This is a genomic window from Peribacillus sp. B65, from assembly GCF_058513295.1.
In genome coordinates this window covers 2,979,444-2,996,294 of record NZ_CP195840.1, presented here as the reverse complement: position 1 = coordinate 2,996,294, position 16,851 = coordinate 2,979,444, and the positions used below count along the sequence as shown (strand labels likewise).

Genomic DNA, 16,851 nt, shown 5'->3' with positions numbered 1-16,851 from the left:
AGAAGAGGTGAGGGACATGAATAATGAAGATATAACAAAAAAACTAACATTACATATCCCTGAAATTTTAGGGAGTGGGAATTTTTCAAAGTATGCTGTATTGGTACCGCTTCTAGAGAAAGAAGATGGAATTCATGTTCTTTTCGAAGAACGTTCACACAAACTGAGGAGGCAGCCAGGGGATATATGTTTTCCCGGCGGAAAAATAGACAAGCTGGACCATGATGAACAGGCGGCGGCCCTAAGGGAAACATATGAGGAACTTAATTTGAGAAAAGAAGATATCGATAATGTCTTTCCTATCGATTATTTGGTATCTCCATTTGGGATGATCGTCTATCCTTATGCAGGGTTTGTTCGTAACCATCAACGGATAATACCTAATCCAGCTGAGGTAGAAACCATTTTTACGGTCCCGCTATCCTTTTTCATGGAAAAACCGCCAGAAATTTACCATGTGGAATATAAAGTGGAACCGCATGAAAACTTCCCCCACGATTTAGTCGTTGGAGGGGAGAATTATAAATGGCAGCCGAAACGGATGGAAGAATATTTTTACTTATATAATGGTCGGGTAATCTGGGGAATGACGGCGAAAATCCTTACCCATTTTATTGAAATTCTTCGTTAGACACTTCTAAAGCACCTTTTTTTTTCAGTCTTTTTCTATTAAGCTTTAATTATGGTAAATGTTAGGTTTTTAATAGAAGCGGGGGGATGAGTGGATGAAGTATAGTTTTGAAGTACTTGAAAAAGAACGGGAAATGGCAATGGCTGCACTAGTCAACTTCAATGAAAACCGCGAATACTATGATGAAACCAAAGATCAGGAACTTAAGCTAGCATACTACAAAGATGGTTCCTTGGACCGGGAAGGATTGAAGGACCTACTTGTGGCAACCCATAAAAACCAGCTGAACTACTCACCACATCGTCATGTTTACCCATGGGTGGACTTACAGGAAAATGGCCAGCTGAAAAGTCTGTATTCCGGTAAAGGGATGGATCCTGTACAAGTGATTGAGGAAGATATCCGTATACTGGAAGTGTTGTCAAGAGGTATTGAATCAATAAATTCGGAGAACATTCTCGTTAATTGTGAACATGTAGTACCTCAATCATGGTTCGATAAAAAAGAACCGATGAGGGGGGATTTGCATCATCTGTTCGCTTGTGAACCAACGTGTAATAGCAGCCGGAGTAACTATCCATACCATGATTTTGAGGATTATATCCCTGAGAGATCGGCTGCCGGTATAAAAGCGGGTTGCGGAAAATCAGACGAAAGTAAATTCGAGCCTGAATACGGAAAAGGGATCGTGGCGAGGGCAACTTTGTATTTTTTACTCAGATATGAGGGAATCATCGATAGCAGCAAAATCGACCTGGCACTGCTTTTGGAATGGCATCAGCTTTTTCCCGTCAGCACTTATGAAAAACATAGAAACCAGGCTATACATGAAATGCAGGGTAATCGTAACCCATATATAGATTTTCCCGAAATGGCGGAGAAATGGAATTAAAGAAGAATATAAAAAAGAGGATTGAAGCTGTAGTACAAGCTTCAATCCTTTTTTTAAGATTATAAGAATTTTACGCAAACAGGGAAGGGAACTTGAACATCCTTTTGCAATAATGTTAATTTTCCGTCATGCTCATTCCGTGCATATAGTGTCAGGTTTCCTGATTGTTCATTAGAAGCGATCAGGAATTTTCCGCTAGGATCCAATGAAAAATCACGTGGCCAGTGACCTTCGGTAGAAACCAGTTCCACGAATGCCAGTTTGCCTGTTTCTTGATTGATTTGGAAAACGGCAATACTGTCATGTCCGCGGTTCGCAGCATATATGAATTGCCCGTCATCAGAAATATGAATTGCACTTCCTTGGTTATTTTCCTTGAAATCTTCCGGGACGGTCCGAACCGTTTGTAATTCAGAAAAACTTCCAGTTTGACTATCGAAGCTCAAAACAATGACTTCGGGTACCAATTCTGCCATAACATACGCGAATTTTCCGTTTGGGTGGAAGGTCAGATGCCGTGGTCCGCTGCCGGGAGCAACAGATAAGCTGTTTACTTCTTCCAAAATCCCACTATGTATTTTATAGGTTATCACTTTATCTATCCCGAGGTCGACTACAGCAATGAACCTTTCATCTGGTGTGAAACCAGCAAAGTGAGTGTGTGCTTTTTCCTGACGTTCTTCATTCGGTCCTTGACCTTTATGTTGAACAGTTGATGAAACAGGCAAAGGGGTCGCATCGTCATGAAGCGGATATGATTCAATCACGCCTTCACCATAACTGGAAGTGACCAAGACCTGTTTCTTGCTGTCAACACTAATATGGCAGGAAGAACCGTTTGGTGTCAGTTGTTTCCCCAAGAAGGTAAGCTCACCTGAATCTTCATTAATCGAATAGGCTGAAACACCTCCACTGCCCGATTCTTTTAAAATGGCGTAGAGATTCTTTTTGTCCTGGCTGATGGCGACATAAGTCGGATCGGTCAATTCTGCTGCAAGAACCGGTGTGCTGAGTTTTCCTTCTGCTGTATCTAAATTAAATCGGTAAACACCTTTGCTGTTTCCTTTTGTGTAAGTGCCTATGTATCCAATAATGTTCTGTTGATCATGTTTTACCATATTTATCTCCTCCAAGAAAGATTTGTGTTTATTTTTATTTTAACATAGATGATACCTTATATCCTTTTCCCGTATTCTGTTGATTTGGAACCTATTTATTTTGGAGGTTTTTGGGTGCGAAGAAAAAAACCCCGACTAGGGGGTCAAATTTAATCGACTGGCTTTGAGGCTTCGATAGGAATATGCCTAAACTCAGAAACGGAAAATAAACCCTGATCCGTCAGTTTGATTTCAGGGATGACAGGTAACGCCAAGAAGGCAAGTGTAAGAAAAGGGTTGAAATGCCTGTTAGCACCGAGTTTCAATAGGGCCTCATCGATTTTATTCAATGAATGGACCACATCCATATAATCACATTCACTCATCAATCCAGCTATTGGCAGGGGAAGGGAAGCGAGTATTTCCCCATTTTGGATTACGGTCAATCCACCCTGCATTTTTTTGATTTCCTTTGCTGCCAGCAGCATATCCTGATCATTCGTTCCGGCAATGATTAAACTAGTGGCAATTGTGCCTGATTTCAAACCGAGCCGTTTGACTACTCCAAGATTCCATGTGATGCCGTTCAATAACAGCAAGCCTGAAGTCGTCAACAAGTTCATAGAAGTGGAATAGCCCATCATGTTTAAGTGCAACCGGTTCAAGCAAATGTTTGGTAATCAAGCTGTTGGATTAATCTAAATAATATTAGCGAGATTACTAATGAATCTTTTTCTGTAATTTTTCTGTTTATTATTAAGGGTAATTTTTATACATAATTTATTCAACTGTGTAAAATTTACCCAATACGAGAGTCCTGTAATTCCCGTAATGACAAGTAAAACATTAATATTATTGAAGTTTAAACAAATATCAATCTTGGCATAATTCTTGCATTATTAATTAGTAATTAGTGAAAATTTTTTTTACAAGGAGGAAGTGAAAGTGAACACAATTGGTGTTTTTAAAAATCCAACTCAAATTTTGTACGGTCTGGGAGTAACGGATCAAATTCGAAAAATAATTGACGAACAAAATTATAAGAATATTTTGATTATTACTGATGCTGGAATTGTAAAGACTGGTCTCATTAATCAAATCACACGTCAATTGGATAATATCAACTATTCAATCTATGATCAAACACAGCCAAACCCAACGGTGAAGAATTGTAATGATGCATTGGGTATGCTTCGTGAAGTTGATGCTGATGCGGTTATCGCAATGGGAGGCGGAAGCTCTATTGATGTTGCAAAAGCAGTCTGTCTGCTTGCCACAAACAGCGGATCCATTGAGGAATATGAGGGAATTGATACGTGCGTCAATGAACTTTTGCCATTAATCGCCATTCCAACAACTGCAGGAACTGCAAGTGAAGTCACGACGTTTACTGTTATAACTGATGAGGTACGACAATACAAGCTGACAGTAGGAGGCGTAAAGATTGCACCAAAATGGGCATTAGTTGATCCATTAGTTACCTTATCGTTACCAAAACATATTACCGCTTCAACTGGATTAGATGCCTTAGTCCATGCGATTGAATCGTATACTTCAAAAATGGCTAACCCAATATCGAAAGCGCTTGCAAGAGAAGCGATTCGAAAAATCAGTAACAATTTAAGGCAAGCCGTTTACAATGGGGACAATATAACAGCACGCGACAACATGCTTATGGGAAGCCTATTAGCCGGATTAGCCTTTAATAATACGAGATTAGGAAATTGTCATGCATTAAGTCATCCAATGAGTGCCATTTATGGTGTGGCGCATGGTGTAGCAAACTCCATTTTAATACCACATGTTATGGAATTTAATACATTAGCAGTACCAGAATTGTTTAGCGATATCGCAGAGGATATGGGAGAAAACCTTGTAGGATTAACATTAATGGAAAGAGCGGCTGCTGCAGTAGATGCTGTAAAAAAGCTTTCAAAGGATATAGGAATCCCTACAACCTTTTCAGAGTACAAAGTTGACGAGTCTCAAATTGACCGTATGGCAAAGGATGCTATGTTAAGTGGAAATATTGCAGCAAATCCTAGAATAACTACATACGAAGATGTAATTGAACTATATCGTAGATCAATCGGGGGTGTGTTAGTTGAAGTTATTTGATTTAAGCGGTAAAACTGCGTTAGTAACGGGTGGGGGTCGAGGAATAGGTAAGTCGATTGCATTGGCATTGGCAGAAGCAGGTGCGAACGTAGCAATAACGAGCAGAACAGAAAGTGAGCTTAAAGAAACCGCTGAGACCATTACAGGATTTTCTAGAAAGGCTTATTATGCAGCAGTGGATGCCCGAAATCCAGAAGATATAAAAGGATTTGTACAAGATATCATGAAACAAGAAGAGAAAATCGATATTTTGGTGAATGGTGCGGGTTCAAATAAACGCCTTTCATTTTTAGATATAACTGAAGAAGATTGGGATTTTGTCATGGGAGTCAATTTAAAAACAGCACTATTTACAACACAAGCTGTAATACCATACATGCAGAAACGAAAATATGGAAAAATCATCAATATTGCTTCACTAACAAGTGAAATAGCTTTTCCTAACATGTCAGCATACGCAGCAAGTAAGGGGGGGGTATCACAATTAACAAAAGGATTAGCAGTTGAGTTTGCAGATGATGGAATCCTGGTCAATGCAATTGGACCGGGCTATTTCAAAACTGAAATGACAAAAGTTCTTTTTGAAGACGAAAAAAAAGTAGCCTGGATGAATTCTCGCATCCCATTAAAGAGAACCGGTGAGGTTGAAGAATTACAAGGAGCAGCAGTATATTTAGCTTCACGTGCTTCTGATTATGTAACCGGTCAAACAATCTATGTCGATGGCGGTTGGTTATGCAGTTAATTATAAGATGGGGGTTCGATTTATGAAGAAGTTTTTTTCTTTAATGGTGATAAGTTTTCTCCTGATATTGACTGCTTGCGGTGGATCAGATCAGACCAGTGGAGAAAACAAAGGCTCCGAGACTCTAAAAATTGGTGCGATTTTTCCTTTATCAGGTGGGTTAGCTATGCTTGGTGAAGAAAGCTATCGCGGAGTAGAGCTTGCAATTGAACAAAGAAACAAAAGTGGGGGAGTGGCAGACGGTAAAAAAGTTGAACTTATTAAAGGGGACGCTCCAGACCCAGACTCTGCACAATCAGAGGCAAACCGTTTAATTAATCAAGAGAATATTAAGACAATTGTTGGTTCTTATTCTTCTGGCATCGCGCAGGCAGCCAGTGAAGTGACTGAAAGAAATGGTGTCTTGTTTTGGGAGTATGGTGCCGTTGCCGATTCAATTACAGACCGTGGCTATAAATATGTGTTACGTACGAACCCTCCTGCATCTTATCTATCAAAAACTCACATTGATTTTATCAAAGACTATGTGGCAGCAAAGCTTGGAAAAGACTTAAGTGAGATAAGAGTAGCGATTGCGCATGAGGATTCCTCCTATGGATCAACAATTGCTGACGAAGCAGAGAAACTAGCAAAAAAAGAAGGTATCAACGTCGTAACAGTTCAGCCCTATAGTGCTGCAACAAACGATTTAAGCTCTGTAGTTCTTAATCTAAAAAAGGCTAAGCCAGATGTACTCATTGCAGTATCTTATTTGAATGACGGAATTCTATTACACAGACAAAGTCAAGAATTAGGGTTAAAAGTTCCAGTTGTTGTTGGTTCAGGAGGTGGCCATGATATGGCTGATTTCAGAGAAGGTGTTGGTGACATGGGAGATGGAATCTTAGATGTAGCATTCCCACAATATCAAATTAATCATGAATTTACGCCTGGAATGGAAGAGTTTATAAATCTTTATAAGGGAAAATATGGAGAAGAACCTCGTTCTGGGCACTCACTCGTACATTTTATGGGTACGAATGTCCTTCTGGATCTAATCGATGAAGTTGGAGACATTAATCCTGACAAATTACGTGAAGCAGCTTTGAACTACAAAGTAGAAGCGGGTAAAACAGTAACAGGATGGGGTGTTGAATTTGATTCGAAAACGGGCCAAAACAAGCTAAGTGAGCCGTATGTGCATCAGTGGATTGACGGAAAGCTATTGACTGTGTGGCCAGAAAAAGTGGCTGTACAGGAACCACAGATAAATAATAAATAGTAATAAAAAGGGGGAAAATACATGAAAAAAATTGTAAGCGCTATTATGGTTAGCTTTCTAATCTTTTTATCCGCTTGTAGCTCTGAAGGTTCAAGTGGTGGAGAAACTGATTCTAAAACATTGAAAATTGGTGCATTATTTCCTTTATCCGGTGGATTAGCACTTCTTGGTGAGGAAAGCTTCCGTGGTGCAGAACTTGCCATTGAATATGCAAATAAAAATGGCGGTGTTGCAGGGGGGAAACAAATTGAACTCGTTAAGGGGGATGCAGTTGATGCAGATGCTGCTCAAGCAGAAGCAAATCGTTTAATCAATCAAGAAAACATAAAAACCATTGTTGGATCATTTTCAAGCTCTATTGCATTTGCAGCAAGTGAAGTAGCTGAAAGAAGTGGAGTGTTGTACTGGGAGCTTGGCGCAGTAGCTGATACGGTTACTGACCGTAAATATAAATATGTACTACGTACAAACCCTCCTGCCTCTTATTTTTCAAAAGTGCATTTGGATTTCATTAAAGAGGTTGTTACAAAAAAACTTGGAAAAGAACTAGGTGATATAAAGGTCGCAATTGCTCATGAAGATTCTTCTTATGGTACAACGATTGCAGACGAAGCTAGTAAACTTGCAAAAAAAGAAGGAATCAACATAATAACAAACCAAGGCTACAGTGCCGGAACGAATGATTTAAGTTCAGTAATATTAAATATTAAAAAAGCTGAACCTGACGTTTTGATTGCAGTTTCCTACTTAAATGACTCAGTTCTTCTTGCTAGACAAAGTGAAGAGTTAGGACTAAACGTTCCAGTTTTTATCGGCTCCGGTGGTGGTCATACAATGACTGATTTTAAAGATGCTATGGGGGAAAAAGCGAATGGAATATTGAATGTTGATTTCCCACAATACCAAATTAATAAAGACTTTACACCTGGAATCGAAGAATTTCTTAAGCTATACAAAGAAAAGTATGGTACAGAACCACGTTCAGGTCATTCTTTAGCAAACTTCATGGGAATGAAAGTAGCCTTGGACGTAATTGATAAAGTCGGCGAAATTGACCCTGACAAGTTAAAAGAAGAAGCTTTGAAATACACAGCTGAAGCAGGTACAACAGTCACTGGATGGGGAGTAGAGTTCGACAAGGAGAGTGGACAAAACCAGTTGAGTACACCTTATGTCCATCAATGGATCGATGGTGAGCTTAAGACCGTTTGGCCGGAAGACGTAGCTGTGGAAGAACCTCAAATAGTAAATCAATAAGGAATTAGTTTTCGAATTTAATAATATATGGGGATAAGGAAACTTAGAAGCATGGCAACATAAGTAGATACACATTGTAAGCTTGAGTATTAGGCTCCTCACTAAAGCGTAACTGCAGATGTATGCCGGGCTTTGTGAGTAATTCCCATAGAAATATCAAATAGTGAGGTGTGAAAATGACATTAGTTCAAACACTTATATCCGGCCTTTTGTTAGGTGGTATCTACTCTTTAATCAGCATGGGCTTGAATCTAATTCTTGGAGTAGTAAGAATCGTAAACTTTGCCCATGGTGAGCTGCTTATGATTGCCATGTATATTAGCTTTTTATTTTATACGACTATGGGGTTAGATCCTTATATATCTGCCATCCTGGTAATAATCTGTTTATTTTTGCTAGGTGTTGTTACTCAGAGATTTATGATACAGCCAATTTTAGATACACCTGCATCAACAAAAATATTTGCAACGTTAGGATTATCAATCGCACTTCAAAACTTAGCTTTAATGACCTTAAGTGCCAACCATCTTTCTGTCAAAACAAGTTATCAAACAGAAGTTATTAATATTGGGGAACTGGCTATTAGTGTACCAAGGTTAGTTGCTTTTTGCACGGCAATTGCTGTTGCTGTTATTTTATATCTGTTTTTACAAAAAACAATGACTGGAAAAGCGATACGGGCGGTCGCTATGCAAAGGCACGCAGCATTTCTGATGGGGATAAACGTAAAAAGAATTTATCTCTTAGCCTTTGGAATCGGGTCAGGTTTAGTTGGTCTTGCAGGTGCAATGCTCATGCCAATTTACTCCGTCTATCCAACTATTGGAACATCATTTGTATTAATTTCCTTCGTTGTTGTTGTATTAGGCGGAATGGGAAGTATGTTCGGTGCATTCTTCGGCGGGTTAATCATTGGGGTAGTGGAAGCTCTTTCCGGTGTCATTTTTGATCCGGGTCTAAAAGAAGCAGTATACTTTGTGATTTTCATTATGGTTTTATTGGTTCGCCCTTCCGGTATTTTCAGTCTTGGTAAAGGGGCAGAGGAGGTTGGCTTAAAATGATGCACCTATTATCTAAACAAAAATTTCTGCTTCTATTTGGGATATTGCTATTTGTAATTCCATTTGTTTTTCAAAATAAATTCTATTTAAATATCTTCATTCTCATCTTGCTATATGCGACTATTGCGGGAGCGTGGAATATCTTAGGGGGTTACGGTGGTCAATTATCACTCGGTCATGCAATCTTCTTTGGATTAGGAGCTTACACCTCGACGATATTATATCTTAACTACGGTGTGAGTCCTTGGTTGGGATTCATAATAGCTGCAGTGATATCCATCATAGTTGGTGCATTAATTGGCTGGCCAGCTTTCAGATTAAGAGGAACATATTTCACTTTAACAACTATTGCATTTGCAGAAGTTATTCGTCATTTAACGTTATATTTCAAAGACCTAACAAATGGTGCTATTGGAGTTAATATTAAATTTGAGCCGAGTTTTACGAATTTGGTTTTTAGGGAATACAGCGCTTACTATTTTTTGGCTTTGGTATTATTCTCCATAAGCATATCCATTGCATTTTGGGTTGATAAAACGAAGGTTGGTTATTACTTGAAAGCTATACGTGAAGATGAAGATGGTGCTGAAACGCTTGGAATAAATGTAACGAAGTATAAAATGATTGCCATGGCTATAAGCGCTGGAATGACAGGGATTGCAGGTGTATTTTACGCTCAATACATGTTGTTCTTTGAACCGACGTCTGTTTTTAACATGAATTTATCCATTGAATTTGCTTTGATAGCAATTATTGGTGGGGTAGGTACGGTATTTGGACCTGTTTTAGGTGCATTCATTATCATCCCATTAAATGAGATTTTACGTTCTACTTTCCCATCCTTGAATGGAATGAATTATCTAATTTATGGAGTTGTATTGATCTTAATCGTTTCGTTTTTGCCGAATGGATTGCTTCCACTTCTTAAACGGATTCCTGGAAAATTGAAAAGTTTGAATAGAAAGAAAAACGAGGTAAAGGATGGTGAAAAAGTTGATTATTCAGGTTAAAGAAGTTTCCAAACATTTTGGAGGGTTAAAAGCAGTGAATCGTATTTCTTTTGATATAAAAGAAAAAGAAATAGTTGGAATTATTGGTCCAAATGGTGCTGGTAAAACCACATTGTTTAACCTGATCTCAGGTTCGCTTCCGGTAACAAGTGGACAAGTAGTTTTTAATAATGAGAATATTACAAGTCAAAAGCCTTATATTATTTGTAAAAAAGGAATTGGGAGAACTTATCAAATCGTAAAGCCATTTGGCAATATTTCTGTACTTGAAAATGTTATGGTAGGAGCGTTTAATAAAGCATCCAGTACTAAGGAAGCAAAACAATTTAGCCTGGAAATTTTATTTAAAGTAGGTTTAGAAAAAAAGAAAGACCAAATCGGAAAAAGCTTAACCATAGCTGATAAAAAGCGTTTAGAGGTAGCGAAAGCATTAGCAACTCAACCTACACTACTTCTGTTGGACGAGGTTATGGCTGGATTGAATCCAAGTGAAGTGAAAGAATTATTGCCGATGATAAAAGGATTAAGAGACAGTGGAATTACTATTATCCTTATTGAGCACATCATGGAAGTTGTCATGACTGTATGTGATCGCATCGTCGTTGTTCATCATGGCGAAAAAATAGCCGAGGGTACGCCGAAGGAGATTGCAAACAATCCAGAAGTAATTAAAGCTTATCTTGGGGAGGAATTGAGCTTTGCTTAAACTACACAATGTAAACTTATTCTACGGCGAAATCCAGGCATTATGGGACTTATCATTAGAAATTAAAGAAGGTCAAATTGCAGCATTATTAGGTGCAAATGCTGCAGGGAAATCAAGTACAATTAATGCTATTTCTGGAATCGAAAAAATTACCAGTGGAAAGATAACATTTTTTGGAAAAGAAATCCATAAAATGAGCCCTAATGAAATTGTTGAAGAAGGGATTATCCAAGTACCAGAAGGAAGGAAGCTTTTTAACTTTATGCCGATTCAAGAAAATCTGGAATTAGGTGCTTATTCAAAACGAGCAAAAAAAGATTACAAAAAAAATCTCCGCTTCGTGTATGATCTGTTTCCAGTTTTAGAGGAGAGAAAAAGTCAAATGGCAGGGGACTTGAGTGGTGGACAGCAGCAAATGGTTGCTATTGCTAGAGGATTAATGTCCAATCCAAAACTACTAATTATTGATGAGCTTTCTCTCGGATTAGCACCAATTTTGGTTCAACAGTTAATAAAGGATTTAGTGAATATACGAAATACTGGAATTACGATTCTATTAGTAGAGCAAAATGTTCAGCAATCATTGGCTATAGCTAGTGAAGCCTATGTGCTGGAAAATGGAAGACTTGCATTATCCGGAAATGCAGAAAAATTAATTAAGGATCCACATTTGAAAAAAGCGTACCTTGGAATGTAGGGGTGACATGTATGAGAGCGGCCATTAAGACAGATAAGTCAGGAGAAATTATCCTTCAAGAAAAAGAACTGCCAAAGCTCAACAGTGATGAAGTGCTTGTTCAAGTAGATTATTGTGGTGTTTGCGGAAGTGATCTTCATGCATATAAGCATTCAAAAGGCTATGAGTTTGTTTCTAAACCCATTATTTTAGGTCATGAATTTTCGGGAGTTGTCGTTGATTGTTTGGATGCTTCTTATGAACATTTAAAAGGGAAAAGCGTAATTGTTGAACCAATGAATTATTGTGGAAAATGCGAAAACTGCGTCAATGGCCGCAAATCAATATGTACTCAAAATAAAGTAATGGGCCTTCATTTTGATGGCGGCATGGCGCAATTTGTTAAAACAGAGGCGCGCTATGTAAGGGAAATTCCAAATGGAATTCCTCTCCAACTAGCAGCATTGAGTGAGCCGATGTCGGTTGCCGTTCATGCCGTTCGTCAATCAGGAGAAATTTCAAAATCTGATACGATACTCGTCCAAGGACCAGGAATTATTGGTTTTTTTGTAAGTGTAATTCTCGCTCTGAAAGGGGCGAAGGTTTATCTTTCTGGACTAGAGAAAGATTATGAAAGCAGATTGTCAAAATGCCAGAAATTCGGAGTGATCCCACACATTGTTGAATCTGGGAGTTTAGGAGAAAAGGTGGATATTGTGTTTGAATGCTCCGGATCAAACGCAGCAGTAAAATCAGGATTTAGCAGCTTGAAAAAAGGTGGAAAAGCAATTTTTGTTGCATTGTATGAAAAAGAAACAGCCCTCTTTTTAACAGAATTAGTAAGAAATGAGGTATTCATTAATACTAGCTATGGTTCAAACCCAGAAGATTTTAATGAAGCGTTTGTAGTGTTGAAATTATTATCTGAACAGTTGATGGACATTATGACGATTTATCCATTAACAGACGTATCTCAAGCCTTTGAAGATGGGCTGAATCAAGTTGTATTAAAACCAGTGATTTCATTATGTTAATAAGTGTGGAGGTAATTGAATGTCTCTTGAGAATCAAATAAATTCAACCCTTAATCTTTTACGAAGTCATACTTCCATAAGGAACTATAAAAAGGAAAGCATTTCGCCTGAAGATCTAAAAAAGATGTTAGTTTCTGCACAGTATGCTGCATCATCAAACTTTGTTCAAGCTTATTCGGTCATTCAGATTACGGATCCTGAGAAAAAAGAAGCAATTGCTACTTTATCAAAAAATAGAAGGCAAATCGAATCTGCACCTGTTTTATTGTTATTCTGTGCTGATATGAAACGCTTGGAGTACGCTTGTAAGGTGCAGGGAACGAGTATCGAACACAAAATCCTTGAAAATTTCCTTGTAGCAGTCATTGATACAGCACTATTCGCTCAAAATTTTGCAGTTGCTGCAGAATCTCAAAAATATGGAATTTGCTACATTGGCGGGGTACGAAATAATCCAGAAGACATTAGTAGAGTTATAGGCTTACCTGATAAAGTAATCCCTTTATTCGGTATGACAGTTGGGATTCCGGATGAAAATCAATCGGTTAAACCGAGATTACCAGTACATGCAATCCTTCATGAAAATGTATATAACGAAGAAAAGTACGATGCGCTTTTGAATCAATATGATTCTCAATTAGAAGATTACTACAAAAACCGTGCTACAAATCAGAAAAAGTCAAATTGGACAAAAGAGATGAGTGACTTTCTTTCCGTACCAAGAAGAGAACATATGAAATCCTTCGTGAATTCAAAAGGTTTTTATTTAAAATAACTTATCTGAAATAAGGTGATCAAATGAATAAGAATAAAGTAGCTCTGGTTACTGGTAGCGGTGCAGGTATTGGCAGAGCGATTGCTCTTCGGTTAGCGAGCGATGGTTTTGATGTAATTGTAAATGACATAAGTGAGGCTTCTATAAAAAATGTATCAAACGAGATTGAACAGCTAGGGCAAAGATCATTGGCTATTGCAGCAGATGTCAGCAACAGGGGCCAGGTTTTTTCCATGGTAGATCAGACGGTTGATTATTTTGGTAGACTTGATGTCATGGTTGCAAATGCTGGGATTGTACAGGTAAAGCCACTAATGGAAATAACAGAAGAAGATATGGAAAGAATCTTTCGTATTAATGTATTTGGCGTCCTTAATTGCACACAGGCAGCAGCAAAACAAATGATAAAGCAAAAAAATGGAAAAATCATTAATGCAAGTAGTACATCTGGAAAAAGAGGTGTTGAATTACTAGCGCATTACTGTGCAACTAAGTTTTCGGTCATTGGGTTAACCCAAGCTTCTGCGAAAGAACTTGCACCACACGGCATAACAGTGAATGCATATTGTCCAGGTATCGTTGGTACGGGAATGTGGGAAGAAATTGATCGTCAAATGAGTGAATACCATAATGTCCCACTTGGTGAGTCTTTGAATAATCGTATAAAAGATATCCCTTTAGGGAGAATTGAGGAGCCGATTGATGTCGCTAACTATGTTTCATTTTTGGCATCCAAGGATTCAAATTATATGACAGGGCAAGCAGTCGTAATTGATGGTGGAATGGTATTTTCATAAAAAGTAATGCAAGGGATTTATATTATAAAAATATTTCCAGGGTTTGATTTGTAAAAAAATGGATCTTGCGATTCGTATAATAGTAGGAGGTTTTACAATGTTGCAAGCTACAAAACAATTATCTTTGATTGACTTTGGAAATGTTAAATTATTCATTAATGGTGAATGGACATCTGCTAGCAATGGTACTACATTTTCAGTGAAAAATCCAAACACTGGTGAAGTCGTTGCTCAAGTTCCAAGAGGAGCAAAAGAAGAAACCAAAGCTGCTATTGAAGCAGCAAATGGAGCATTACCAAACTGGGCAAAGCTTACTGCAAATGATAGAGCGGACTATTTATTAAAAGTACGCGATCTAATGATAGAACATGAGGCAGAACTGGCTACAATTATGAGTATCGAAATGGGGAAGGCATACACGGAAGCTTGTGGTGAAGTAAAATATGCTGCTAGTTTCTTAACTTGGTATGCAGAAGAAGGCCGTCGTGTTTATGGTGAAACAATTCCAGCATCTTCTCCAAACAAAAGATTGTTTGTCGTGAAACAACCAGTTGGTATAATTGCCGCCATTACTCCTTGGAATTTCCCTTTGGCAATGATGACTAGAAAACTTGGCCCTGCTTTGGCTGCTGGTTGTACAGGTATTGTCAAGCCTGCAAGCCAGTCACCACTTTCTGCTCTTGCTTTTGCAGCGCTAGTCAAAAAAGCTGGTCTACCAAAAGGGGTAGTGAATATTGTGGCAGGTGCTACAGCAGAAATTTCTGATGAAATCTTTGAAAACCCTGAAGTAAAGAAAATTTCTTTTACTGGATCCACAGAAGTTGGAAAGAAATTAGTAGAAAAATCCGCGAATCAATTGAAAAAGCTTTCTTTAGAGCTAGGCGGACACGCTCCGTTCATCGTATTTGAAGATGCAGATTTAGAAAAAGCAGCTGAAGGAGCTGTAGCTAGTAAATTTAGAAATGCGGGCCAAACATGTGTGTGTGCAAATCGCATTTATGTTCATGAAAATATTAAAGAAAGATTCACAAAGCTTTTTGTTGAAAAAGTTCTAGCATTAAAAGTGGGAAATAGTTTAGATCAAACTGTACAAATTGGACCATTAGTAAGTAAAGAGGGACTTGGGAAGGTACAAGAGCATGTAGAAGATGCTATATCAAAAGGTGCAGAAGTATTAACTGGAGGTAATGTAACTGGTGATCAGAAAGGTTTTTATTACGAACCGACTGTTCTTGGTAATGTTACAAAAGACATGATTATCATGTCAGAGGAAACTTTCGGACCAGTTGCTCCGATCACTACTTTCCAAAATGACCAAGAGGTTATTTTCGAAGCTAATAATACGGAATATGGATTAGCAGCTTATCTATATACGTCAAACATTCAACGTGCAGTTACAGTTTCCGAAGCATTAAACTTTGGTGTAATTGGACTAAACGATGCAGTTCCTGGAGTTGCTCAAGCTCCATTTGGTGGTATGAATCATAGTGGATACGGACGTGAAGGCGGACACCAAGGAATTAGAGATTACTTAGAAGAGAAGTATATTTCTCTTGAACTATGAGTGATCAGAAAGTTCCTTCTGGAAGGGCAATCGGTTCTTTTAGGAGGATATTTCCCCTCAATTATAGGGGTAAATTAAATATTGTGTTAGCACCTTTTAGAATGAATGGTACACCAATTTTATATAAGCGAGTGGATCTAGAGATGAAAGCACTTATGAAGACGAAGCCTGGTTTTGGAAATTTACATTTACTTGATATACCTGAACCGGTTTGTGATGCTACTGGAATAAAAATAAAAGTGCGGTATTCAGGTATCTGCGGGACAGATATGCATATTTATCATGATAGCTATAAGAGCTATCCACCAGTTGTGATAGGACATGAATTTTCAGGAGAAGTCGTTGAATCCGGTAAGAACGTAAAAAATATTAATCCAGGAGATATTGTAATGGTGTTGCCTTCGATTGCTTGGACTTGTAAGAATTGTAGGTACTGCAAACAAGGCTATTATATGTTTTGTTCTGAACGCAGAAGTATTGGGAGTGGGGTAAATGGCAGCTTTACAGAATATGTGGTAGTCAATGAAGAGATGGTTTATAAGGTACCATCCGCAATCTCATTACAAGAAGCAGCTCTAGCAGAACCATTAGCATGTGCAGTACAGGCGATTGAGGAATTGACAGAGTTTCATGCAGGTGATTGGGTCTTGCTTTCAGGACCGGGACCAATTGGCTTACTTTGTTTGAGTTTACTAGTGAGAAAGGGATGCAATGTAATTGTTACAGGGACAAGTCATGATTTGACAAGGCTGAAAATTGCCAAAGAACTTGGAGCGCATACTATAGTTGATGTTTTTATAGAAGATTTACAGGAAATTGTGGAAGAATTGACTGAAGGTGTAGGTGTTGATATTGCAGTTGAGTGCTCTGGAGCTCCTTCAACGGTCAATGCGGTCATAAAAGCAATAAAGAAAATGGGCAAATATATCCAAGTTGGAATCATCGGAAGCGATGTCGAGATGGATATGGACTCCATTTTGTATAAGCAAATTCAACTATTCGGATCATATGCTCACTCCATGAAAACATGGGAAAAGGTTAAAAAGATTCTTTCAACGAATAAGATTGATTTAAAGCCCATTATTACAGATGTTATTCCGCTTAGCGAATGGGAAAGAGCTTTTGAAATTATTGAATCAAGAGAATGCGGGAAAGTTTTGATGTATTACGACTTTGAATGAAGAGATGGTTTTGATCAAGTATCGTTAAAGCAATAAAAATGGAAAT

17 protein-coding genes are annotated in these 16,851 nt (G+C 38.2%); 15 read left to right on the top strand and 2 right to left on the bottom strand.

The features are described from left to right. The first annotated feature begins 16 nt into the window (after positions 1–16). Positions 17–631, top strand: coding sequence for an NUDIX hydrolase (locus tag ACSR9O_RS14665; RefSeq protein WP_260357760.1), 615 nt, complete (start codon positions 17–19; stop codon positions 629–631). 94 nt (positions 632–725) lie between these two features. Continuing rightward, positions 726–1,523, top strand: coding sequence for an endonuclease I family protein (locus ACSR9O_RS14660; RefSeq protein ID WP_260357759.1), 798 nt, complete (start codon positions 726–728; stop codon positions 1,521–1,523). Between the two features lie 59 nt (positions 1,524–1,582). Here ACSR9O_RS14660 and ACSR9O_RS14655 read toward each other — a convergent pair whose 3' ends face one another. Both ACSR9O_RS14655 and ACSR9O_RS14650 read right to left on the bottom strand, forming a co-directional pair. Then, positions 1,583–2,641 carry a lactonase family protein gene (locus tag ACSR9O_RS14655; RefSeq protein ID WP_491724604.1) on the bottom strand — a complete coding sequence of 353 codons (1,059 nt, stop codon included), beginning with the start codon at positions 2,639–2,641 and terminating at the stop codon, positions 1,583–1,585. Positions 2,642–2,790: 149 nt separating this feature from the next. Further along, positions 2,791–3,243 (bottom strand): adenine deaminase C-terminal domain-containing protein, encoded by a 453-nt coding sequence (locus ACSR9O_RS14650; RefSeq protein ID WP_491724603.1) that lies wholly within the window; start codon positions 3,241–3,243, stop codon positions 2,791–2,793. Between the two features lie 322 nt (positions 3,244–3,565). On the opposite strand from ACSR9O_RS14650, the gene ACSR9O_RS14645 reads away from it, so the two are divergent. The 13 genes from ACSR9O_RS14645 (at position 3,566) to ACSR9O_RS14585 (ending at position 16,805) form a co-directional block, all read left to right on the top strand. Further along, positions 3,566–4,738, top strand: coding sequence for an iron-containing alcohol dehydrogenase (locus ACSR9O_RS14645; RefSeq protein ID WP_491724602.1), 1,173 nt, complete (start codon positions 3,566–3,568; stop codon positions 4,736–4,738). Then, a complete protein-coding gene (locus ACSR9O_RS14640) occupies positions 4,725–5,483 on the top strand; it encodes an SDR family NAD(P)-dependent oxidoreductase (RefSeq protein WP_491724601.1) in 759 nt (252 codons plus the stop codon). Before ACSR9O_RS14645 ends, ACSR9O_RS14640 begins: the two co-directional genes overlap by 14 nt. Positions 5,484–5,505: 22 nt before the next feature. Beyond that, a complete protein-coding gene (locus tag ACSR9O_RS14635) occupies positions 5,506–6,744 on the top strand; it encodes an ABC transporter substrate-binding protein (RefSeq protein ID WP_491724600.1) in 1,239 nt (412 codons plus the stop codon). Between the two features lie 21 nt (positions 6,745–6,765). Continuing rightward, positions 6,766–8,001, top strand: a complete 1,236-nt coding sequence (locus ACSR9O_RS14630; protein ID WP_491724599.1) for an ABC transporter substrate-binding protein — start codon at positions 6,766–6,768, stop codon at positions 7,999–8,001. Between the two features lie 176 nt (positions 8,002–8,177). Continuing rightward, entirely contained in the window at positions 8,178–9,062 is an 885-nt protein-coding gene (locus ACSR9O_RS14625) for a branched-chain amino acid ABC transporter permease (protein ID WP_144476624.1), read from the top strand. Beyond that, positions 9,059–10,072, top strand: coding sequence for a branched-chain amino acid ABC transporter permease (locus tag ACSR9O_RS14620; RefSeq protein WP_491724598.1), 1,014 nt, complete (start codon positions 9,059–9,061; stop codon positions 10,070–10,072). The genes ACSR9O_RS14625 and ACSR9O_RS14620 overlap by 4 nt, the downstream gene beginning before the upstream one ends. Continuing rightward, positions 10,044–10,778, top strand: coding sequence for an ABC transporter ATP-binding protein (locus ACSR9O_RS14615; RefSeq protein ID WP_491724597.1), 735 nt, complete (start codon positions 10,044–10,046; stop codon positions 10,776–10,778). Before ACSR9O_RS14620 ends, ACSR9O_RS14615 begins: the two co-directional genes overlap by 29 nt. Then, complete coding sequence (locus ACSR9O_RS14610; RefSeq protein ID WP_491724596.1) at positions 10,771–11,475, top strand: ABC transporter ATP-binding protein; 705 nt, start codon at positions 10,771–10,773, stop codon at positions 11,473–11,475. The genes ACSR9O_RS14615 and ACSR9O_RS14610 overlap by 8 nt, the downstream gene beginning before the upstream one ends. An 11-nt stretch (positions 11,476–11,486) precedes the next feature. After that, positions 11,487–12,488: a zinc-dependent alcohol dehydrogenase gene (locus tag ACSR9O_RS14605; protein ID WP_491724595.1), complete on the top strand. Its 1,002-nt coding sequence runs from the start codon at positions 11,487–11,489 to the stop codon at positions 12,486–12,488. A 37-nt stretch (positions 12,489–12,525) separates the two neighbouring features. Next, a complete protein-coding gene (nfsA, locus tag ACSR9O_RS14600) occupies positions 12,526–13,263 on the top strand; it encodes an oxygen-insensitive NADPH nitroreductase (protein ID WP_491725471.1) in 738 nt (245 codons plus the stop codon). Positions 13,264–13,286: 23 nt separating this feature from the next. Further along, positions 13,287–14,060, top strand: coding sequence for an acetoin reductase (locus ACSR9O_RS14595; protein WP_491724594.1), 774 nt, complete (start codon positions 13,287–13,289; stop codon positions 14,058–14,060). Between the two features lie 97 nt (positions 14,061–14,157). Further along, on the top strand, positions 14,158–15,624 hold the full coding sequence (locus ACSR9O_RS14590; RefSeq protein WP_491724593.1) for an NAD-dependent succinate-semialdehyde dehydrogenase: 1,467 nt from the start codon (positions 14,158–14,160) through the stop codon (positions 15,622–15,624). A 101-nt stretch (positions 15,625–15,725) separates the two neighbouring features. Beyond that, positions 15,726–16,805, top strand: coding sequence for a zinc-dependent alcohol dehydrogenase (locus tag ACSR9O_RS14585; RefSeq protein WP_491724592.1), 1,080 nt, complete (start codon positions 15,726–15,728; stop codon positions 16,803–16,805). The last annotated feature ends 46 nt before the right edge of the window (positions 16,806–16,851 follow it).